A 22773-nucleotide genomic window follows, 5' to 3' on the forward strand; every position below is an offset into this window, starting at 1 on the left:
GAGCCGTTGAGCTGGACAGTGGAGTAGCGTCCCGCCATGCCGCGCACCACCAGTCTCTTGTCGTCGACGGCAGTGACACCGACGATGCGCTGGATCGCTTCGCCGGCATGGCTGTCACCGCTGCGCCGAATCGTTTCCGCGGAAATCCCGTCGGTGACGCTCGCGGCCGACCGCCGCTTGATCAGTACAGCATCTTCGGTCGCCCTGGCGCGTTCGGCGGTGACTTCGATCTTCTCGATCTCGGTGGCCTGAGTCGACAGGGAGGCATCCAGTGTCGTTGTCTGGCCGGATTGGACTTTCACGCCGGTGATCACCCTCTTGCTGAATCCGACACTCGCGACCACGACGGCGTGCTCACCCGCCGGAACATCCCGGATGTAATACCGCCCCTCCAAATCACAGGCGGCGCCGGTACTCGTCCCCTCGACGAGAACGCTCGCTCCGATGACGGGACGCCCGGAGGATTCATCAAGCACGACACCGGCAATCATGCCGGTATTGGCCCCGGCTGCCGATGACACGAGCATGTACGTCGCGATGGCAATCGCCATGATTGCGACTTTCTTCACAAGACACCTCGCTTGGGATTCAAACTGATCATCTGCGGATTTCTGCGCATCCTTGGCAATGCCCGCATGGGATTCGAATCAGATTGGACAACGAGAGTTCGTGGACATCGCACACGGGGAGTCAGGATCATTCCCAGCGTACGCTTGAACACACCGAGAGACCGACCCTTCCATTACAGGGCGCAATCGACACTCAGACCGTTATGTGAGTATGGAGAACCCGTTAAGGATCGATTAAGGGGAGATTGGCCTGGAGGTTTCCCACAGACTCGTGGGACGTGTGTCAGGGCGTGAGCACGCGGACTCCTGCCGGTCCTGCCACAATGACCGTCGTCGCCAGTCCTAGAAACAAGCCGTGCTCGACGATGCCGACTCGTTGGCAGAGCCGGTCGGCCAACGCGGACGCGTCCGTGATCGGCCCAAAGTTGCAATCGAGAATCATGTTTCCATGATCGGTGCGAAATGGCTCTGTCCCTTTCATGCGGACAGAGACCACCGCACCGAGCGACTCGACAAACTGCGCCTGGGTCCGCCAACCAAACGGGACAACCTCGACCGGCACCGCCCACTTCGTTCCCAAAACATCAGACATCTTGGAATCGTCAATCATGATCACTTCGCGGCGCGACGCCTGGGCCGCGATCTTCTCGCGCAGCAGCGCCCCGCCTCCCCCCTTAATCAGGTTGAGCTGCGGATCGACCTCGTCGGCGCCGTCCAGCGTGATGTCGATCACCGGATTCTCTTCGAGTGTTGACAGCGGGATCCCCAGCGAACGGGCTTCGGCTTCGATCTCCTTTGAGCAGGGGATACCAACAATCCGCGTGAGGCGACCGTCTTTCAAATATTGCGCCAGTTCACGGACAGCCAGAAGCGATGTGCTGCCATGCCCGAGTCCAACGGTCATGCCGGATTCAACCATGGCGGTCGCGTGCCGGGCTGCGAGTTGTTTGAGTTCTGTTTTGTCGTGTGACATCGCGGTCGCCAAGGAAGCAGTCTGCCTGGGTTCGTTCAAGGCACGAATCCCCGCCCGACGCTCGCGAGGCGACTTCGTGAGCAATCAGTGATGTAGCGGCCGTTCTTCGTCCCAGTCGGCGGACGAAATGGATAAGCTATGATATAACAAGCTGATACGAGGGTTTTCCGCTGATCTGACGTCATCGGCCACCGTGCGGCACAAAAATCCCTGGGACTTTGACAACTCGTTATATAGCAATATCATAGGAATCACGTACAATCGCGATTGCCTCCGGATTTCATTAGCGAAAGTGTTCCGAACCTCGTATTATCTATAGGGATAGCGTAAGTACCTCGGTAGTGGTTCCGGGATCGCCAGTATAGCTTGCGGCGACTTCCATTCCCGGTCGCACAACTTAAGACTCTGGATTCGCGCACGGTATATCCCGGCGCTTGAAAGCGACGGCCAAGAATGTTCGGATAGGAACAGTCAACGCGGACGGCTTGACCGAAGGGATCGTCAGAGCGTCGGATGATCCCGGAAGTTGGGGCAAGCCACAATCTCCGCCTCACACAGCCCCGGCAGGGGACACCGTGAAGGAGGAAGCTATGACGCAGACAACCACCGGGCCGACCGCCAGGAGGCGGCGCGCCAAGTACGTCACCCATCTGGACCGCGTGACCGAACTCTCGGAACGAGAACGGCTCGCCCTCAAGCCGGTGACCGAGCGCTTTGCTTTTCGAGCGAATGATTACTACCTCAATCTGATCAACTGGGACGACCCCAATGATCCGATACGCCGCCTTGTGATTCCCCATGCGCAGGAAGCATTTGAGTTCGGCAATTGGGATGCCTCCAATGAATCGGCGATCACCGTACAGCACGGTGTGCAGCACAAATACGGAACAACAGTTCTGCTGCTGGTCAATGAGGTATGCGACGCTTACTGCCGCTATTGTTTCCGCAAGCGGCTCTTCACCAATGACAACGACGAAACGATCAACGATGTCTCCGCCGGCATTGAATACATTCGCGAGCACGCCGAAGTCGACAATGTCCTGCTGACCGGTGGCGATCCGATGCTGTTGTCGAATCGGCGCCTCGACGGCGTGCTTTCGGCGCTGCGGGAAATCGACCATGTCCGGATCATCCGCATCGGCAGCAAGACGCCCGCCTTCAATCCGTTTCGCTTCCACGATCCCGAACTGCTCGCCATCTTCCGCAAGCATTCGCAACGCGACCGCCGCATCTATCTGATCTGCCATTTCGATCACCCGGTCGAGCTCACCGAGGAAAGCCGTGAGGCGTTGCGCCTGGTGCAGGAGGCGGGAGTCATCTGTGTCAACCAGTGCCCGATCATCCGCGGCATCTCCGACGACCCGGGCGTGCTCTCGGCGCTCTGGAACGAGTTATCGTATCTTGGGGTGACGCCTTACTACATTTTTCAATGCCGGCCGACCGCGGGCAACTCGGCCTTCGAGCTGCCGATCACCGAAGCATATTTCAATATCGAAGAGGCCAAACGCCGTTGCTCGGGACTCGCCAAGCGCATCAAGTACGTTATGTCGCACGAGTCCGGAAAGATCGAGATCCTTGCGGTCGACGCGGAACACGTTTACCTGCGCTACCATCGCGCCAGGAACGCTGAGGACGAACAGCGCTTCATCGCGTGCGAGCGCAACGACGAAGCATTCTGGCTCGATCAGCTCCGGCCGCTGCCGGGGTACGTCAACGAGTACTACTCGAAAGCCGATCAGTTCCACGCCGTGGCGTGACAAACTCATCAAGACATCACACGGGCGGCCGATGCAGGCCGCCCGTTTTGAATGTGCATGGTCCTGTCTGATCCTGAAAAATGTTCGTGGCGCGGGCACTGGGGTCGGCCTATGATGGCGGCGCCATGCACCTTCCCGCGGGAGCCGATGTGAGAATCGACAAACCGGTCAGTCTCAACATGAATGTCCGCGCCCTGGGGCAGTCTGCCACGCTGGCGATCAACGACATCAGTCGCAAGTTGAGCGCCGAAGGACACACGGTGTACCGGCTGGGATTGGGACAGTCCCCCTTTCCAGTACCACAACCGGTAGTGGAAGCGCTCAAGGCGAACGCCCACGAGAAGGATTACCTCCCCGCAGCCGGACTCCCGGCGCTGTGCCAGGCGGTCGCCGACCACCATCGGCGTCGCGATGGCGTCGAAATACGTCCGAGGGACGTACTGGTCGGGCCCGGCTCCAAGGAACTGATGTTTCTCTTGCAGTTGGTCTATTACGGAGAGTTGATCGTGCCGACTCCGTGCTGGGTCTCGTATGTGCCGCAGGCGGCGATCCTGGGACGACACGTAAGTCTCGTCCCAACCTCGGCGGACGATGGCTGGCACATGACGGCCGAGAGTCTCATCAGTCTCTGCGAGCTTGAACGCGATGACTACCGACCGCGTATCCTGGTCCTCAACTATCCCAGCAACCCGGTCGGAAGCTCTTACACGACCGATGAACTGAAAGAACTGGCAGGCGTCGCCCGCAAATTCCAAGTCATCGTGCTCTCCGATGAAATCTACGGCCCCCTGCACCATCGGGGTGAGCACGTCTCGATCGCGCGCTACTATCCCGAGGGGACGATCATCAGTTCGGGGTTGTCGAAGTGGTGTGGCGCCGGCGGGTGGCGGCTGGGAACGTTTGCGTTTCCCAGCTCTCTGGATTGGCTGCATGCGAAGATGGCCGCCGTCGCCAGCGAGACCTACACTTCGGTCAGTGCACCGATTCAGTATGCGGCTGTCCGTGCCTTCGAGGGCGGGACAGCGATCGAACAGTATCTGTGCCATGCGCGTCGGATCCTCTCAGGTCTCGGACAACAATGCGTGGCCACGCTGACCCGATCGCATATCAGCGTGACTCCGCCCGTGGGCGCATTCTATCTCTTCTTAGACTTCACTCCGCTGATGGACCATCTGGCCAGGCGCGGAATCCGGACGAGCGATGCACTCTGTTCCAGACTGCTGGTAGAGACCGGTGTCGCTGTTTTGCCGGGAAACGCCTTCGGACGCCCCCCCCGCGAATTGACGGCGCGGTTGGCCTATGTCGATTTCGATGGAGCAAAGGCGATGGCCGCCAGTGAGACGGTTCCCCTCGATCAGCCGCTGTCCGACGATTTCGTCGAATTGCTCTGTCTCAACGTGATGAAGGCGACACGTCTCCTGGCCGATTGGGCAAACGGCGTCGATTCCTGACTCATTTCGGGCAGTACCGTCCCATACAAATCCGGTCAGAATCGTCCCCAGGGCCGTGCGTTCCCCTTGGCTGGTTGTTCCTGCGGTTTGTTAAGATTTTCCCGGTCGCAAGGAGCCGGTTGATTCGTCGATGGCCGTCGTTGTAGTATTACTTCAATCAACGGGGCACATTGAGAGGAAAACATGAAGACGCTGTACCTTGTTCGGCACGCTGAAGCGGTCGGAAAAGGGAATGCGATTCCCGATTTCGAGCGTTCGCTGACGCCCAAAGGAATCAAGTCGGTGCGCGCGGTCGCACGCCGTCTGGCCAAACGTGACATCCGTCCCGATCAGATCGTGTCGAGTCCGGCCAATCGCGCGCTGGAGACGGCGCACATCTTCGCGAAGACCTTCGAGTATCCCCTCGAGCAAGTCGTCCTGAAATCGGCGCTCTATGACGACCAACGCATTCCGACGCTTCTGGAAGTTTTGCGCGGACTCGACGAGAGCGTCGAGTCCGCCTTGCTGTGCGGTCACGACCCACTGTTCACGGAGGCAGCCGGTGCGTTGATCGAAGGATTCGACAAATCATTGCCCAAAGGCGCCGTCGTGGGGATGTCGGTCGAGGGCAACGAGTGGGCATCGGTGATGCCCGGCAGGGGACGCTTCATTCTGTACGACTATCCCATGTCCAAAACCGAACTGCAAAAAAGACACAAAGTGCTTCGCCGCCGGCTGACCGAGAGCATGGTCGCTGAGCTGCTTACCGTGCTCGATTCCGTCGACCCGATCGCGGCGAAAGCGATTCGCGATTACACGACCAAAGCATGCCGGCGGGTGGCAAGCAGGTTTGTCCTGACAGCCGGGCACGCGGCGCTGATGCCGATGATCGTGACTCCCGCGACCCCGCCCAAAGACGCCGCGACAACGGCGTCTGCCTGAGCCTGCGCACAGCAACACGCGTGCCGCCGATCTGCCGCCCAAGCCGACGCGCGAGACGATCAACACAACTGGGCGACTGAAACGTACATCTTGTGAGAGGTATAAATAGCCGGTGAGCACACCCTTCGCCAGCAAAGAAGTCAGTTGGCTGTCGTTTAACGAACGCGTCCTGCAGGAAGCTTCCGATCCGTCGGTTCCTCTGATGGAGCGGATACGCTTCATGGGGATATTCTCCGCGAACCTCGACGAGTTCTTCCGCGTGCGAGTGGCGACCCTGCAGCGGCTCGCCCGTCTGGGCAAACAGGCCAAAACGAGCGAGGGCCACAATCCCAAGAAAGTGCTGAAGGATGTGCAGGATATCGCGCTCCGCCAGTATCAGCGGTTCGACCAGGTGTACGAGGAGATCCTCAGGGTGCTGGCGGAACGCGATATCCACTTCGTCACCGAAACAGAATTGACCGACGACCAGATGGAGTTTCTCAAATCGTACTTCCACAGCGCGGTACGCCCTCGCATCAGCCCGTTGCTGATCGATCAACTGTCCAAGCTGCCCGATCTGCGTGACGATGCGACCTATCTGGCGGTCATCCTCCGCAACGGGGCGGGCAAATCATCGCCCAAACACGCGTTGATCGAGGTCCCTACAGGCGTGCTGCCGCGCTTTTTGTTGCTGCCCGCGGAGGGGAAAAAGCGATACGTCATGTTTCTCGACGATGTCGTCCGTTTCGGCCTCAAGCACATCTTCCGCGTGCTGCACTTTACGACGTACGAGGCGTACGCGATCAAGTTCACACGCGACGCAGAACTCGACTTCGATGACGACGTCTGGGACAGTTACATCAAGCGCGTCTCGCGCAGCCTGAAGCATCGCAAGGCCGGCATCCCGGTCCGCTTTGTGTACGACGCGAGGATTCCCCCGTCGCTGTTACAGGTTCTCGTCAAGAAACTGCGTCTGACCAAGGACGATCCGTTGATTCCCGGCGGGCGATATCACAACTTCCGCGACTTCATGGTATTCCCCGAGCTGGAGTTGGGCAACGGGCGCTACGAGCCGCTGAAGCCGCTGTTCCCGGCCAGCGTGGACCGACGACGGCAACTGACCGATTCGATCGCGAAACGCGACATCCTGGTCCACTATCCGTATCAGACGTTCCAATACGTCGTCGACTTTCTCCGTGAAGCGTCGATCGACCCGCAGGTCCGGTCGATCAAATGCATGCTGTATCGGATCGCCAGGGTCTCATCGGTCGCCAATGCGTTGATCAATGCGGCCCGCAACGGCAAACGCGTGACGGTCGTGCTGGAACTGCAGGCGCGCTTCGACGAAGAGAACAACATCTACTGGTCCAACCGTCTGCAGGAGGAGGGCGTGCGTGTCCTGCACGGAATTCCGGGGCTCAAAGTCCACGCCAAACTCTGTCAGATCACGAGGCAGGAGAAAAAATCCTCGATCCGATACGCCATCATCGGCACCGGCAATTTCAACGAGGAAACAGTCCGGACGTACAGCGACCACTGCCTGTTCACAGCGGACAAACGACTGACCGCTGAAGTGGCGCAAGTCTTTCAGTTTTGCGAGAGCACATTCCGTGCCCCGAGATTTCGGCACCTCTGGGTCGCGCCCTTCGACATGCGCAAGAAGCTGCTGCGCCACATCCATGAGGAGATACGCACTGCGCGCAAGGGCCGCGAAGCATTCATCACGATCAAGGTCAACAACCTCGCCGAGGGCGAGGTGGTCCGCGCGCTCTACCGCGCCGCCCAGGAAGGCGTCCAGGTTCGGCTGATTGTCCGATCGATGATGTCGCTCATTCCCGGACGCGAGGGACTCAGCGAGAATATCCAGGCCGTCGGCATCGTGGATCGCTTCCTGGAGCATACGCGCATCTTCGTGTTCGGCGGCGCGGGGCACCCTCAATACTTCATCTCATCGGCCGATCTGATGCAACGGAACCTCGATCGTCGACTGGAGGTCGTCTGCCCGATCTACGATGCGTCACTCCAAAAGGAACTGCAGCGGTTCCTCGACATCCAATGGGCGGACAACGTCAAATCGCGAGTTCTGGACAGTGCACTGACCAACCGAATCCGCAACGGAACCGGCGGGCCGTCCGTGCGCGCACAGCAGTCCATCTATGACTACCTCAAAACGCAAGCGGTCGAGTAACGGCGGGACGCACGCGCCGCCCGGAATCAAGTTTGCGGCCGTCGATGTCGGCTCCAACGGCGTCCGGCTGATGCTCGCGCGCGTCATCGGCAACAACGGCGCGCCCGTGGTGAAGAAAGAGTCGTTAATCCGTATCCCGATCCGCCTCGGTGAGGATGTCTTTTCCGGCCGGCCGATCTCGAAGCAGACGATCCGCACCCTGTCGGAAACCATGCGGGGTTTTCAGCACTTGATCACGGCCTATGAGCCCGTCGATGTCGCCGCCTGCGCCACGTCGGCGATGCGCGAGGCCAGAAACGGCCCCGACCTCGTCGAGGCGATTCGCGCAGAGAGCGGAATCGATCTGGAGATCATCGACGGCGCCCGCGAAGCCGAGTTGATCGCCGCGAATGTCTATGGGAGCAGCGCCGACCTCGATCGTCCGCTCTTGCACCTGGACATCGGGGGCGGCAGCATCGAACTGACGCTCTTTGATGGCGGCGAACGCGCCGACAGCCGCTCGTTTCGGATCGGCACCGTGCGCCTGCTCAAAAATCAGGTGGCCGATGAGGAGTGGGGCGCCTTGAAGGACTGGCTGCGGCACCTGGCGCGCACGCACGAGCGCATCATCGCTCTGGGCAGCGGCGGCAGCCTCAACAAGCTGTTCCGCATGTCGCGGGTCAAAGAGGGACGCCCGGTGACCTACAAGCAGTTGAAGGAACTGGCGCGCGTCATTGCCTCGTATTCGTACGAGGAACGCATTCTGCAACTGAGCATGCGGCCCGATCGCGCCGATGTGATCGTGCATGCCGGCGATATCGTGCTGTCGGTCATGAAATGGGCGCGCATCTCCAAGATGCTCGTGCCCCAGGTCGGATTGGCGGATGGCCTCATTCGTCAGTTGTACGCGCGCCATACCGCCGCGACCAGCGACGCCCCGGCACGAGCGTGACGCCGCATCACAAACGATGTTCGGCCCGACCCGTGCATCGTGCGGAGCGGTTCCATGGAGTTGCTCACGACCCCACGTACGACGATCGCGGTCTTCATCGGAGAACTGTCCGAGACTATCCGTCAGCTTGCACGCTCGGCCCGACGGGACGGTGCCGCCGATGATTTTCATCGATTGCGCGTCGCGATCAAGCGCCTGAGGGCCCTTGCGGCCCATGCCCGCGACACGGGAAACACAAATCAAACCGATCCGCCCCGGCGCCTGCTGAGACGTCTCTTCCGGGCCGCCGGACGGGTCCGCAACTGCCATGTCCGCAAACAGCGCATCATTCGGCATTGGGAGCTCTCCCCCGATTCTCTGAGTGAGTATTTCAATGATCTGACCGCACACGAGGCGGTGGCCCGACACCATTACGACCGCGTCGCGCGCGCACACGAGGCGCGCATGTTCCAGAGCATCTCCGAACGGATGATGCGCGAATTCGAGCGCCGAAACGGCGATGATTTGGCGCAGCGGTCGGTGCACAGCATCCTGTCGCTGCTCGACTTGTTGGTGGGGGCCGATTTGAACTCCACGGAGATCAACTTTCACACCGTGCGAATTCTGGCGAAGGAAACACGATACCGGATCGAGTTCGTGCGCGACTGCGTGGTTTCGCTGGATGTCTTCGATCGCCTCGGGATCGCACTGCGCGATGTGCATCGGGCGCTGGGATTGTGGCACGACCGGGATGAATCGGTGTACGCGTTGGACGCCTTCATCGCCAGGTCCGAAAACGCGACGCTGCTGAGGGAACCTCCCTATGCGCAGTTCCGCCTGACCCTCCTGCGAGAGGGCGCTGCGGCGCTCAATTGCTTCTTCGGGAAATGGATGGATCTGAAGGAACAGTTGCCCGCGTTTCGTTTGGAATTATCGCGTTTCCCGGACCGACAGACTTAAGCTCGCTGCGTCACGATCCCGCTGAATTACGGTCGCATCCGCCGGAAGAACACAATCGGCAACAATTGCAACAGTTCCAGCACAGTCGCCCAGATACGCGTTATGACGGCCAGCACACCGGCGACGCCGGCGCCCAACGCCGGCGACAAGAGCCACGCCAATACGCCCTCGCGGACACCCAATCCACCGGGCGAGAAGAGCGCAAGGAATCCCAGGAGGTAGGCCGCGACAAAAGCGGCTGCGGTGCTCCAAAACGGCTGCCCTTCGATTCCGATGGCATTCAACAGCAGCCAAAAGGTCGCGCCATAGCAGGTCCACGCGGCCAGGTAGCCGAAAAAGAAAGCCACCGCCCGCAGGAACGGTATGGCAACGACAATCGGATCGCGCTTCAGCAGCCGCATGCCCCGGTTGACCAGTCGAGAGAAAATCGGCGGGTACAAGAGGATCGTGCAACCGGCGAGCACGGCAATGACGACGACGATCGGCAGGTCGCGCACGATGAGCGTGCCGAGGATCGCGACGATGAAGATCGCTCCGGAAACAACGGTGTAGGCTTGATGGAGGATCGTTGCCGCAAGCGAGACGGCAGGCGCAAACCCATCCTCCCTGAGAAAGTAAACCAACCCCATCACGCTCCAGACTTTTCCCGGCACGTATTTGCCAAGGTTGGCGAGCGCTGTCGCACGGTACGCGCGCGCGTAGCTGATCGTGCGCCGTGAAATCGCGGTCAACAGCAGCCGCCACAATTGAACGAGCGATGCAAAGCTCAGCCACCCGACGATGACCGACGCGGAGAGCCAAAGTGGTCGTACAGTCCAGTCCTGGGCGACAACGGCATCCCAGCCGGACCAGATAGAACGCCCAATCACAAATGCGACGACACCGACGAGGACGAGTGTCAGCGTCAGGCGAAGGATCGAACGCCAGCCCTGCTTTGGTCGGTCGGTCGGCGTCGGGTGAGCGTTATCCATTCGCATCCTTTTATCCGGTAACCACATAGTGAGCCAGAAGCTGCCCGGCTTCATCGCATGAGCGTACGTGTCACCTGTGTGTGCGTCAAGACATGTTCGGGTTAGAGCAGCCCGCTGCAGATTCGTCGATTGGCTGCACCGATAGTCCCTCAACCGATTCTCGCACATTCCGATAACCTGAATGGAGGGGTCCGGCTCGCCTCACGCGGCCCGGCGATGTGGCATTGTCGGACCGTGTTCAGATGAACGTCCCGTTAACCGATACCTCGCGAATCATACTTGAGAAGACCGGCATCTTCGCCGGTCTGCCGTCTGACGCTCTGATTTCGGTGCGTGCGTTTATGGAGGCGCGCGACGTTCCGGCGGGCACAGTTCTGTTCCGCGAGGGTGACAGCGGCGACAGCGTCTTCGTCGTTCGCCAGGGATTGGTGCGGATTCTCAAGGAGCAGGACGACACGACCGTTGAACTGGCACAGCGAGGTCCCGGTGAAATCATCGGCGAGATGGCGCTGATCGATGCGAGTCCGCGTTTCGCCAGCGCGCAATGCATCGAAGATACGTCACTCTTTGTCCTCTCGCGGTCGCATTTCTTCAAGATGCTCTCCTCCCATCCGCTCGTGGCCGAGCGAATTCTGCATGTTCTCACGGCGCGTGTGCGCGAAGCGGACACAACACGCCTGCGCGAGCTGGAATCCAGCAACCGCGACCTGCGGCAGGCGCATCAGCGTCTGGAGACCGCGCTGCGGATTCGCCAGCAGATTCTGCATGTGGCTCCGTATCCGATCGTCGTGACCAATCCGCAACGCGAGGTGTTGTTTTCCAATCCGGCGGCGGTCTCAGCTTTCGGGCTGCAGGCGGGCCGGGGATTGTGGCAGTGGATCAATGTCCGCGATGTGAAACTGCGACATCAGGCCGACACCGCGGAGACGTCGATGGCCGCATGGCGCGGCGAGATGGAAATCGACGGTCCCGACGCGCAGGTGCTGCTGTGCAAAGTGAACGCCACCCCCATTACCGACACCGGCGATGGTACCCCTGGACGACTTTGGGTCTTCGAAGACTTGACCGAGGTCCGGGTGTTGGAGAGACAGGCCGCGGAGCATGAGCGACTCGCGATGAAAGGCGAGATGGCCTCCGAGATTGCCCATGAGTTGAAAAACTATCTAATGGTTCTGTCCGGCCATACCGACCTCATGGAGGTTCGCTTCAACCGTGAAGACCTCAATGGCATTCAGGCCTCGCTCGGCGCCGTTCATCAGACCGTCGGCCAGATGCGCGTCTTTGTCGAAAGCCTGTTGCACTCACGGCACCCCTCCGGGGAGCGCTGTCCGCTCGATCTCAATGCCTTTCTGGAAGGTCAGATCGCATTTCTCCAGCCGCAGAGGAGATTTAAGGGGATCGATTTTCGGACTAATCTCGGGCAGAATGTCCCACTCCTGGTCTGCGACGCCGCCGGACTGCAGCAGGCGCTCTACAATCTCGTGCTGAATTCGACCGATGCCATGCGGGCCGCCGCTACGTCGTCCCCGACGATCCACCTGGCCACGAGCCATGACACGGCCGGGCAGCGGCTGGTACTAAGCGTCGCCGACAACGGTCCCGGCATCCCACCCGACATTGCGCGCCTCTTGTTCAAGGAGCGCGTATCGTCCAAACCGACCGGCCACGGATTCGGAACCCTGACCGTTGCACGTATTGTCGCCGAGCACGGCGGTTCGATTCAAGCCGGTTCGCGCGCCGGAGGCGGTGCGGAGTTTGTGCTCTCGTTCCCCGTGTCCCAGGCGAATTCCTGAGCAGGCGCATCATGGATCTCATGTGGTTTCTGTTGCTGGGGCATCTGACCGGGGATTTCGCGCTGCAGTCTGACCACATGGCGCAACGCAAAGGAACGTCCATCGCGGTCCTCACCGCTCACGTCGTCGTGTACACCCTGTGCATCGCAGTCGGGCTGTACGGTTTCCGCCTGTGCGTGGGTGTCTGGGGTGCCGGGACAGCGCTGACCGGTCTGCTGTTGGCGCTGCTCTTCAGCGTACACTGGGCGCAGGATTTCATCAAGTCGCGTTACTTTCATTCACGGCAGGCGTTCTACGTCGATCAAACCCTGCATGTGCTTCAACTGTTCGCGCTGCGATGGCTGCTGATGTGACAAAGCTGACAACGCTGTCGGCGCGCGCTGCGTGCCTGGTGCCCCGTCGGTTGTGGACCCTTCAGGGGCCATCCTCTCTGCAACGCTCTTCGGGCGTGGTGTTGTTCGCCGATATCGCCGGGTTTACGGCGATGACCGAACGCGCGCGGCGTCGTCACGGCGAGCGCGGTATTGAGGTGCTCACACAGCGGTTGAATATCGTGTTTAAGTCGATGGTCGATGTCGTCGCCACGGCGGGCGGCGATGTCCTCAAGTTCGGCGGCGATGCGCTGTTGGTGGCCTTCGACGATCAACGGTCTCCGCATGATCGCTGGTCTGCTCCGTTGTGGTGTGCCGACCGTCTGCAGCGACTATTCCGGCGAGGCCGACACTCTGTGTCCGGCGGCTCGCTGTCGTTACGAGTCGGCATGTCGTATGGCGGGTGGCAGGAAGCCATCGTCGGCGCCGTGGGCGGGCGGCGCGAGCACTTTGTCGATGGGGCCGCGATCGCAGACGCGATCGACGCCTCCGGTGAGGCGGTTCAGCGCGGATGTCTGATTCGCGCATCACGACCACTGCTCCCCAGACAAGAGCACGTGCGATTGACCGCTGCGGGTCGTGGGCGCTGGACCGTTGTACCGCCGAAACGTCCGTGGGGCCACCCCACCCCAGTCTCGAAATCCGCGGACCCTCTGGCCGACAACTTGTCCGACTTCATCCCGACCCTGCTTCGGTCCCGTCTCTCCGATGAGCAGTTTGTGCCGCTGGACGCCGGCGAACACCGGCGGGTCTGCACCCTCTTTCTGTTTTGGAAGCACTCCGAATTGTCAACGGTGGCATCGGACCGGCATTCGACGATCTGGGACGACGTGCACCGGTGCGTAAGCGATGCGGCACAGACCCATACCGGACTGTGGGCACGCAGTGATCCCGGCGGACCGTATCAAAAGATCCTCATCCTGTTTGGGGCGCCGGTCGCAGCCGCCGATGATGTCGACCGCGCGCTGTGCTGTGCGGCCGACCTGTGTGACCGATTCACGGCGCTGCAAACAAGTCATCGCCGCGTCCGCTTTGGAATCGGTCTGACAGTCGGCAGCGTCTATACCGGGTATGTCGGCGCGCCCGGACGTTACGAGTTCACGGCCATGGGTGATGCGGTCAATCTCGCAGCACGATTGGCGTCGAAAGCACCATCGGGCGCAGTTTATGTCGATGCGCAGACCGCGTCGCAGTCGGGCCGCTGGCGATTCCGGCCGGGACCGTCGTTGCGACTGAAGGGCGTGGCCCGGCCTGTGCCGGTTCTGTGTCCGATTGAGAGATTGGCGGAAGAGGCGGCAACCGACGACGACGCCGTGGTTGAGCACCCCTTCGCCATGAAGCGCGCATTGTCATTATTGCAGGAAGTGCCGCGAAGGTCGATCGAAGTTGTCGCTGCCGCCGACACCGATCCGGGCCGATTTGCTCGACAACTCGCCGATCGCCTCGGGCATGACGATTGTTTCATCATGCGCCATCGATTCCGTCCGCAGACGGAATCACACCCTCATTCAGGACTGACCGATTGGCTGAAATCGCTGGGGCACAGTGCCCCAATCGACAGCGAGCAGCACAATGGCGCGCGTACAGCAACGGAACATGCCGTGGAAGCGGCGTTGCGCAACGAATCGGCCTTCACCCGATCGATCAGTCGGGTCGGTGCCGGGGCATGGGCGGAACGCGTCGCCCGCTATGTCGCAACGCATCCGGTCCTGGTGTCCACAGGTCATGACCACACACTGCACCTGCTCGAAGAGGCACAGTCACTCTCGGCGATCGATCGCGCAGTCTTCGAGTCACTGCGCCGCCTTCACGGCCAGCGCTGGCAGTTGGTGCTGCTCCGGCGGGAGCATGGTACGTCACCGGAGACAGCCGACGACAGTGCGGTCCGGCTGGCGGCATTGTCCCAACTGGAGATGCGTACGGTCATTGGCGAGACATTGGGACACGCCGCCATTCCGAATCGTCTCGTAGGGTTCGTGCAAGCGAAGTCACGCGGGCTGCCGCGCATTGCGCGTCTCTTCGTGACGGGACTTCTGACCGGCGGACACCTGCGCCCACACCGAAAGCCGAACGACTCATGGCGGCTGCTGGCATTGGATGATGCCTCCCTCCCGACGGACCTTCGCGCGCATTACATCCAGCGTGTCGACGCACTGTCCCCGCAGGCGATCTTGTTCGCCCGCACGCTGGCGGTCCTGGGCGGCAGTATCTCCGAGTCCGGACTGCGGGCGGTTTCCGGCGAGCCGGATTGCGCACGTGCGATCGAAGAATTGCATCGGGCGGGATTGGTGACGGCCGACACAGCACCGCAACGGACGATTGAATTTATTGAGCCGGCGTGTCGCGACGCTGTCTACGAGACCATGTCGTATGCGGGCCGTGAAGCGCTGCATCGTCGGGCCGTGGCCTATTGGCGCCGTGAAAAGGTGCGTGGCCGCAACGAGGTGGCCGAGCATCTGTTCTGGTCGCGCGATCCCAAAGCGCACCCGCCTTTGCTGGCCTCGGCACGACGTGCACGACGGCTGTGGGCATTGGACCGCGCGGCTCGATTCTATCGCTGGGCGCTGTTGGCGCTGGATCGGCGTTTTGATGACGGGACCGGGAGCGGATTGCCGCCGATGCCGGCATCCCTAAACGACGTTCACCGCGCCGTACTCAATGAATTCGCCGATGTGCTGCAGCAGTCCGGTCAGTATGTCGATTCGATCCGGCTCTACGATCGACTGGCTCGCGACGCACGATCGCGACGCGCCAAGGCGCAAACAGGAGCGTATCGTCTGTCGATGGCGCGTGTGGCGTGGTTGAGCGGCCGTTACGGCATCGCGGAACGTGTCGCCGCGTCCGTGCAGAAGAGCGCGGCCCGCAGTCGCAATCAGACATTGGAAGCCCATGCGCTCTCGATCCTGGCGGATACGTTTCGCAGAACCGGACGACTTGTCAAAGCCCGCGATGCGCTGCATCGGGCCATTGCCGTGTACCGGCGTGGGCGAGACGACGAGGCATGGGCCGATGCGCAAAACGCACTCGGCCTGGTCGAGTGGAACGCGGGCCAACTGGAGACGGCGCGTGAGTGTTTTCAGGACGCGATGTCGCGCATGTCCGGGCGCTCCGGTCCGCTCAAGCGCGGACGCGTCGCCAATAATCTGGGGCTGCTGTTCGAAGAGGCGGGGCGACTGACCGTCGCGCGGCGATACTACGAACGCGCCTTCCGCATCTTCGACCGCCTCGGACACACTCGTAATCGTTCCTACTGTCTGGGCAATCTCGGAAATCTCCATCGCCACGCCGCCCGGTATGAACATGCGCGCAATGCGTATGAGGAAGCGCAGCACGAGTTCCGTGCCATCGGCGAACAGCACGCCGCCGCATATACGACGGGCAATCTGGGCGATTTGGCGTTCGACTTCGGCAATGCTCAACAGGCGTTGTCATTGTATCAGCGCACATTGGAGTTCGCCGTTTCAGTGGGCGATCTGGAGCTCGTTGCAGAGAGCTGTGCCCGTGTGGCCTCGGTGCATTTGGCCGCCGGACGCGCGGATCAGGCGCGCCGTTTCATCCGAGAATCACATCAGGCGGCGACACAGGCGCGGTCGCAGGAATTCCTGTTGCGGGCACGGCTGCTCGCGGCGGACTTGACAACCAGTGATGGAAAGCACGCCGACGCGCTCCACGAGTATGAGCGAGCCGCTGACGATTCGACGGAAACCGGCCTTTTGTTCTACCGGCTCTGGGCGCAGTACGGACGCGCTCACTGCGCTCTATCCGGGGACCGTCTAATCGAGGCCGGGGAAATCGCCCAAGCCGGGTCACGGGACGCGCATCGCGCAGGATACACCTGGTGGGAACTGCGCTTTGCCGTCATCAATGCGCGCACACAATCACACGTAAGCGCCACGCACCGACGCACAAAAAACGCAGGCACGACTTTGAAGAGGGCCGTACGACTGATCGACCAGATTCGTCGGACGATCGGCGAGACATCCGTGCGTGGGCAGTTCGACCGATTGCCGGTGGTATTGACTGTCAACAGAATTATCGATGATACAGACCGTCCGGACATCGCCCGATCGCACACAGCCGACATGCCCGATCTCACGCTTTGACCGAGCGCGCCGAACATGATTCCCAAAATGCCGAAAGCCCCCGCCAGACAATGCGACAGGGGCTCTCGGGTGTAAAACGCAGCGGCGAAACTCAATTCAGCGATCAGTTGATCCCATACTTTGAGAAATGATGAATCTCGAAGGAGACGGAGCCGTTCTGGACCTCGGCCGTCCCTTCGACCTGCCAGCGGCTTTTGTTGGGATTGTACCACCACAGTGTCTTGACCGTCCCATCAGGGTCATGGCACTCCTGCGTCAGTGTGGCGGGTATGTTGAACTCCAGCCCGTCCGGACTGCAATCATAAACAGTCGCCACGCCCCACGGAGTGTTCACCTGCACCGCACGAAGCTCGATCGCCACGGTGTATTCGAGAGCGCCCGGCGGCACGATCAAGACGCTGCTGAGGTCGCCCAGTTCCAGTTCGATCAGCCCGCCGTCGGACCCGATGGAGACGATGTTGCCGAGCAGGTCGAAGAAAAAGCCCAGCAATTGTTCGGGCTGATCGCCATCATCACCGCTGCCGCCGCCGCCAATGAGATGCTCCAGTTGGCTGTCGGCCGTCGTAATACTGCCAAGACTGTCGTTGTTCGCAGTCGGTGCCAGCCCATTTTGGCCGCATCCGGCGAAGATCAGGATGATCGCCGCCAGGCACGTGACGAATGTCGCGGCCAAGGTCAGTCGTCGCATCCAGCTCACATCAACCTCCATTCGTTTCACCATTCATAGGGTCCCGTCGATCTCCCGCCGATTCAGGACCGCTTTAGTCGGTGCAACTGTGCTGCCCATCGGCACTCATACTTGAACAGCACGTCATGATGTTGCCGGTCAATGCGTTCCGTATGATGCCTGCCGTGGCAGGTTCAAAGTCTGATCAATTCTACTCAAGCGAGAAGGCAGAATCCCTTGGGATGCTCCCATAGTGTAGGGGTGACTCGGCAACACTTTAGAGGGACCGATCGGTTGACGGCATGCGCCGAACGCTATAGTGTGCCGGCGTATCGTTGGTGATCTTACGGCTCCGTGTGGGTCGCTACAGCGGTCTGTGGCAACGCACGTCGGGCATAACGATGACACTCGCACCCCTTACAATCGCACTGGCGTTGATGGCGGGAATCCTCGCGCAGGCAGTTGCCCACCATCTTCGCATCCCGGGAATCGTTCTTCTGTTGGCCGCTGGGGCCACATTGGGTCCGGATGGTTTGGGATTGATCGACCCGGGGTCGGTGAGCGGGGCTCTTCACGCGCTCATCGGCTATGCCGTTGCCGTCATCCTCTTTGAAGGGGGCCTGAATCTGACGTGGTCGCGCCTGCGGCACGAATCCGGTGTCATTCAGATGCTCATTACGGTCGGTGGACTGGTCACAGCGCTCGGTGCGGCCACGGCGGCGCACTTTGCACTGCAATGGGATTGGCGAACATCGGTCCTGTTCGGAACACTGGTGATCGTGACCGGCCCAACCGTGGTGACTCCGCTGTTGCGTCGCATCAAGATTGACCGAAAGCTTCACACCATTCTGGAGGCGGAGGGCGTGCTGATCGACCCGATCGGCGCGATTATCGCCGTGGTCACCCTCGAGGTCATGCTCAGCCAGGATACCGGCTCATTTGTTTCGGCGCTATGGGGTGGTGCGGCCAAACTCGGGCTTGGCATCGCCATAGGCGCCATGGGGGGGCTGCTGATCGCACTCCTGCTGCGCCCGGCGCGATTGATCCCGCAGGGTCTGGAAAACGTGTTCACCCTTGGAGCGGTGTGGGCGGTCTTTCACGTCGCCGATGCCGTCCAGTCCGAAAGCGGCATTATGGCGGCCACGGCCGCCGGTCTGGTGGTCGGCAACATTCGGTCGCGTGCACTTCGTGAGTTGATGGAATTTAAGGAGGGCATGACGCTCCTGCTGATCGGAATGCTCTTTGTCCTGTTGGCTGCCGACCTCCGAATTGCCGAGATGCGGGAGCTCGGGTGGCCGGGTCTGCTGACCGTGGCGCTGCTCATGTTTGTGGTACGCCCATTAACCATTGCGCTGTCGACGGCGGGCTCGACCCTGAATTGGCGCGAGCGCTTGTTTCTGATGTGGCTGTCCCCCCGTGGGATCGTAGCCGCGGCGGTGGCCACGTTTTTTGCCGAATCGATGGCCACCCATGGAATGCCGGGCGGTGAGATGCTGCAGGCGATGGTCTTTCTCGTGATCGCCGTGACGGTGACCGTTCAGGGACTGACCGGCGGGGCCGTTGCGCGATGGCTGGGTGTTCGGCGCGCCCGCCGGGCCGGGTACGCCATCCTTGGCGCCAATGAAGTCGGCCGGCTCCTGGGACGCCTCCTTCATGACGCCGGCCAGGAGGTCGTCTTTTTGGAATCGAACGCGGACGCAGTCCGCACCGCGCAACACGATGGCTTCCGCGTTGTGTATGGCAATGCGCTGGAAGAAAGTACGCTTCAACGTGCGTCGATGGAAGACGCCGAAGCATGCGTCGCGCTCACTGCCAACGAGGAAGTCAACCTGTTGGTCGTTCGGCGCGTACGACGCGACTTCAGAGTGCCGCGATCCTATATCGTCCGCAGCGGTTCAGTCACCGGGGACATGATACGTGAGAGCGCTGCCCACATCTTGTTCGGAGAATCGCAGGACATCGGTTTGTGGTGTGTCCGGCTGCGACGTCGGATCACGGTCGAACAACGCTGGACATGCGTACGAGCCGACGGGAGACAATGGCCGGCCGGCACCAGGATTCCGGATGTGCCGGAAAACGTCATATTGCCCCTGGTCCTGACACGGAACGGCAGACCGACTCCATTCCATGAAGCAATCACCGTCAGAAAAGGGGATGTACTAACCTTGCTGACACTGTCGGAACACGCCGAGCGGGTGGGACAGTGGCTGGTGAGCCAGGGATGGGCGTCTGGCCCGTCCAATCCGGCGACAGCGCCGACCCGGTTGTGATGGGTGTTATGAACTGTGTGTTCCCTGGCGCCGAATACCATGCCAGCGTCGCCAGGCAAAGTAGGTCGGCAGACTCGCGGCCAACACTACAAGCCCGATGGTCGCATCGCGCATATTGGCCAGATACAATTGGATCATCAGTCCGACAGCGACCAGCAGAAACACCGCGGGCGTGATCGGATAAAAGGGTACGCGGTAGGGGCGCTCGGCATCCGGGCGACGTCTGCGCAGCAGGAATACGGACAGCACGACCAGCACGAACCAAATCATCGCCACAAAAACGAAATAGCGGATGATCTGTTCGAATGTCCCGAACAAACAATACGCCGCCGAGGTAACCGCCAGGATGGCCAGTGAATTCGCCGGCGTTTTGAATCGCGGTTGAACGCGACCCACTGACTCGAAAAACAATCCGTCACGTGCCATCGCAAAAAACACGCGGGAGCCGGCGATGGTCATTCCGTTGACACTTCCCACCGTCGAGACCAGCACCAGCAGCGTGACCACAATGGCGCCCTTCGATCCAAATGTTGTCTGTGCCAGATCGACCGCGACCGAATCGCTCGCGGCAATCGTTGGAATCGAGAGAACATAGACATAGGCCGCATTGACCAGGACGTAGACGACAGTCACCAACAGAGTGGACATCAGCAGTGCGCGCGGGAGATCGCGTTTCTTGTCCCGTACTTCGCCAGAGAGCGTCGGACCATCGGCCCATCCCTCGAAGGTCCACATCACCGCCGCCATCGCCAACACCCATGTCGTCATGCTCCATCCGCCCGACGGGGCCGCCCAGACGGGAGTCAGGTGGGACCATTGCCCAGCCGTGGCAAAGACGGCGGAACCGCCCAGAACGACCAAGGCGACAACCTTGGCCGCCGTAAACGTGCGCTGGACACGCGTACCGAGGACGACTCCCAGCATGTTCATCCCACACATGAGCACCGCCATCGCGGCCGCGACAACGGACTGCGGAACGGGATGCAGAGGGACGAGACGGTTTAAGTACGCCGCGAAGACCACCGCGACCGCCGCGATCGACGCCGGGTAAGTGATCAGCAGCGCCGACCAGCCATAGATAAAGGCCGGAGCGCGCCCGTAGGTTTCGCGCAGAAAGATATACGCTCCCCCAGTACGGGGAAACATCGCCGCCAGCTCGGCATAGGTGAGCGCACCGCAGAGCGCCAGCAGACCGCCGACCAGCCAGACGGAGATCATCGGCCCGAAGCGATCCAACGACACGGCAATCGACGGCGGTGTGGCAAAGATCCCCGATCCAATAACGATGCCGACCATCAGCGCGGCCGCGTCCCACATGGTCAGCACCCGGCGCAGCGATCCGGGGGACTCGGACCCCGACGGCTCCGTGGCGGGCGGGCTCTTCAGTTGTGTCGGGTCGGGCATACGAAGCTCGGCGGGAAGAACGCCAACCAGAGCGTTTGAATCAATTGCCCTTTGCACCGCTGATTGACATCCGGCAATCGCCGGCGCGACCTTTGGATGCAATGGCTACGGCCACTCCTCGGTTGCCATGAAGACACAGTCCATCAACCCCCACTGCGGCGAATCATTTCCGCACGGACTGCAAGCCGCCGGACGACTCAAACTCGGCGGCGCCAACCGGTCGTACACGACTTCCACGATGGGGAAAGCCCTCGGAGGTGTGACAGCGATCCGGCCGTTTCACGAAGCGCGCAGAATTCTAAAACGAATGACACCGCATGAAGTTTCACACCGAAAGGAGTGCATCATGGCACAACCATTCGTCCATTTTGAAATCGGCGCCCGCGACATGGATAGAGCGTGTGATTTCTACAAAAAGCTCTTCAACTGGGAGATCCAGAAGGCCGAAGGCATGCCCTATGGCATGGTGGCCCCGGGTTGCGAAGGGAGTATCGGCGGCGGCATCGGCCCGTTGCCCGAAGGCATGGCGCCGTATGTCACCGTCTATGTGCAGGGTGACGATCTGCAAAAGTCCCTCGACAGCGCCGAGAAACTCGGCGGCAAGACGTTGATGCCGCCGACGCCAATACCCGGCGTCGGGAGTTGTGCCTGGTTCGCCGATCCCGACGGTGTCGCTATCGGTCTCTATAAGCCGCTGCGGGGCTGAGTCTCTGAATCATCGAACGTCACGGGAGGCCGCTATTGCGGTCTCCCGCTGAAGTTGATTCCCCTGTATTCAAACCGGAAGTCAAAGAAACGTACAGATATCACCCAGGGGTTTGCGGCTGATATCGGGAACCATCGCGCCCTCCTGGGGATGCCCAACGACAAGAATCAGATACGGCCGTTCGTTCTCGGGCCGACGACACAAGCGGTTGAGAAACCGCATCGGGCTGGGCGTGTGCGTGAGAGTGGCCAGCCCGGCGTGGTGCAGCGCGGTGATTAGTATTCCCGTTGCGATGCCGACTGATTCACTGCCGTAGTAGTGTTTCACCTTGCGGCGATCGGGCAGATATCCGTAAACCTGCATGAAGATACAGATCAAGTACGGTGCCGTTTCGAGAAACGGCTTGTTATGGTCGGTTCCCAGCGGCGCCAGTGCATCGAGCCACTCTTTCGGCGCGCGATGCTCGTAGAACTCGCGCTCCTCAGCTTCCGCTGCCTTGCGGATTTCGCGCTTCAGCCCTGAATCGCAGACTACCACGAAGTGCCACGGTTGCATGTTGGCGCCACTGGGAGCCGACCCTGCGGATGCAATGCAGTCTTCAATGATGCGCCGATTGACCGGCCGACCCGAAAAGTGTCGCACGGTCCGGCGATGGCTGATTTCGGAGCGAAAAGCTGCGGACCGGCGCGACATCTCGGCGGGCGGGTACTCCTGATATCCGGCCAGGGATATCATCTGCGGTTTATCCATATCCTTCATCCTTTCAACATGGAGCTCGGC

Annotated in this window: 17 protein-coding genes; 11 read left to right on the top strand and 6 right to left on the bottom strand. The window is 60.9% G+C overall.

Going from position 1 to position 22773, the window contains the following annotated elements:
• Both VGB22_08420 and rpiA read right to left on the bottom strand, forming a co-directional pair.
• Positions 1-569 (bottom strand): carboxypeptidase-like regulatory domain-containing protein (locus tag VGB22_08420; GenBank protein ID HEX9751290.1); only part of this gene is annotated, 569 nt, incomplete at its 3' end.
• Positions 570-852: 283 nt separating this feature from the next.
• Entirely contained in the window at positions 853-1542 is a 690-nt protein-coding gene (rpiA, locus tag VGB22_08425) for a ribose-5-phosphate isomerase RpiA (protein HEX9751291.1), read from the bottom strand.
• Positions 1543-2132: 590 nt separating this feature from the next.
• Between rpiA and VGB22_08430 the strand changes: the two genes are divergently transcribed.
• The 6 genes from VGB22_08430 (at position 2133) to VGB22_08455 (ending at position 9708) form a co-directional block, all read left to right on the top strand.
• The gene (locus VGB22_08430; protein HEX9751292.1) at positions 2133-3299 is read left to right on the top strand and encodes a KamA family radical SAM protein; all 1167 of its coding nucleotides are present in this window, start codon (positions 2133-2135) and stop codon (positions 3297-3299) included.
• Positions 3300-3385: 86 nt separating this feature from the next.
• Complete coding sequence (locus VGB22_08435) at positions 3386-4750, top strand: aminotransferase class I/II-fold pyridoxal phosphate-dependent enzyme (GenBank protein HEX9751293.1); 1365 nt, start codon at positions 3386-3388, stop codon at positions 4748-4750.
• A 183-nt stretch (positions 4751-4933) separates the two neighbouring features.
• On the top strand, positions 4934-5671 hold the full coding sequence (locus VGB22_08440) for a histidine phosphatase family protein (protein HEX9751294.1): 738 nt from the start codon (positions 4934-4936) through the stop codon (positions 5669-5671).
• Between the two features lie 112 nt (positions 5672-5783).
• Positions 5784-7838, top strand: a complete 2055-nt coding sequence (ppk1, locus tag VGB22_08445; protein HEX9751295.1) for a polyphosphate kinase 1 — start codon at positions 5784-5786, stop codon at positions 7836-7838.
• The gene (locus tag VGB22_08450) at positions 7807-8769 is read left to right on the top strand and encodes an exopolyphosphatase (GenBank protein ID HEX9751296.1); all 963 of its coding nucleotides are present in this window, start codon (positions 7807-7809) and stop codon (positions 8767-8769) included. Before ppk1 ends, VGB22_08450 begins: the two co-directional genes overlap by 32 nt.
• 54 nt (positions 8770-8823) lie before the next feature.
• Positions 8824-9708 (top strand): CHAD domain-containing protein, encoded by an 885-nt coding sequence (locus tag VGB22_08455; GenBank protein HEX9751297.1) that lies wholly within the window; start codon positions 8824-8826, stop codon positions 9706-9708.
• Between the two features lie 26 nt (positions 9709-9734).
• On the opposite strand, the gene VGB22_08460 is transcribed toward VGB22_08455, so the two are convergent.
• Positions 9735-10679, bottom strand: a complete 945-nt coding sequence (locus tag VGB22_08460) for a lysylphosphatidylglycerol synthase domain-containing protein (GenBank protein ID HEX9751298.1) — start codon at positions 10677-10679, stop codon at positions 9735-9737.
• 242 nt (positions 10680-10921) lie between these two features.
• On the opposite strand from VGB22_08460, the gene VGB22_08465 reads away from it, so the two are divergent.
• Genes VGB22_08465 through VGB22_08475 form a run of 3 tightly spaced genes read left to right on the top strand, consistent with a single transcriptional unit; the run spans position 10922 to position 16946 of the window.
• Positions 10922-12472: a cyclic nucleotide-binding domain-containing protein gene (locus tag VGB22_08465; GenBank protein HEX9751299.1), complete on the top strand. Its 1551-nt coding sequence runs from the start codon at positions 10922-10924 to the stop codon at positions 12470-12472.
• Between the two features lie 11 nt (positions 12473-12483).
• On the top strand, positions 12484-12825 hold the full coding sequence (locus tag VGB22_08470; GenBank protein HEX9751300.1) for a DUF3307 domain-containing protein: 342 nt from the start codon (positions 12484-12486) through the stop codon (positions 12823-12825).
• Complete coding sequence (locus tag VGB22_08475) at positions 12822-16946, top strand: tetratricopeptide repeat protein (protein HEX9751301.1); 4125 nt, start codon at positions 12822-12824, stop codon at positions 16944-16946. Before VGB22_08470 ends, VGB22_08475 begins: the two co-directional genes overlap by 4 nt.
• A 103-nt stretch (positions 16947-17049) precedes the next feature.
• Here VGB22_08475 and VGB22_08480 read toward each other — a convergent pair whose 3' ends face one another.
• On the bottom strand, positions 17050-17634 hold the full coding sequence (locus tag VGB22_08480) for a hypothetical protein (protein ID HEX9751302.1): 585 nt from the start codon (positions 17632-17634) through the stop codon (positions 17050-17052).
• Positions 17635-18014: 380 nt separating this feature from the next.
• Here VGB22_08480 and VGB22_08485 point away from each other — a divergent pair, with 380 nt between their 5' ends.
• Positions 18015-19883, top strand: coding sequence for a cation:proton antiporter (locus VGB22_08485; protein HEX9751303.1), 1869 nt, complete (start codon positions 18015-18017; stop codon positions 19881-19883).
• A gap of 6 nt (positions 19884-19889) precedes the next feature.
• On the opposite strand, the gene VGB22_08490 is transcribed toward VGB22_08485, so the two are convergent.
• Positions 19890-21287: an amino acid permease gene (locus VGB22_08490; GenBank protein HEX9751304.1), complete on the bottom strand. Its 1398-nt coding sequence runs from the start codon at positions 21285-21287 to the stop codon at positions 19890-19892.
• A gap of 346 nt (positions 21288-21633) precedes the next feature.
• Here VGB22_08490 and VGB22_08495 point away from each other — a divergent pair, with 346 nt between their 5' ends.
• On the top strand, positions 21634-21993 hold the full coding sequence (locus tag VGB22_08495; GenBank protein HEX9751305.1) for a VOC family protein: 360 nt from the start codon (positions 21634-21636) through the stop codon (positions 21991-21993).
• 81 nt (positions 21994-22074) lie between these two features.
• On the opposite strand, the gene VGB22_08500 is transcribed toward VGB22_08495, so the two are convergent.
• Positions 22075-22743 carry a nitroreductase family protein gene (locus tag VGB22_08500; protein ID HEX9751306.1) on the bottom strand — a complete coding sequence of 223 codons (669 nt, stop codon included), beginning with the start codon at positions 22741-22743 and terminating at the stop codon, positions 22075-22077.
• Positions 22744-22773 lie beyond the last annotated feature (30 nt).

The organism is Candidatus Zixiibacteriota bacterium (genome assembly GCA_036397555.1).
In the GTDB taxonomy this organism is placed as follows: Bacteria; Zixibacteria; MSB-5A5; order WJJR01; family WJJR01; genus DATKYL01.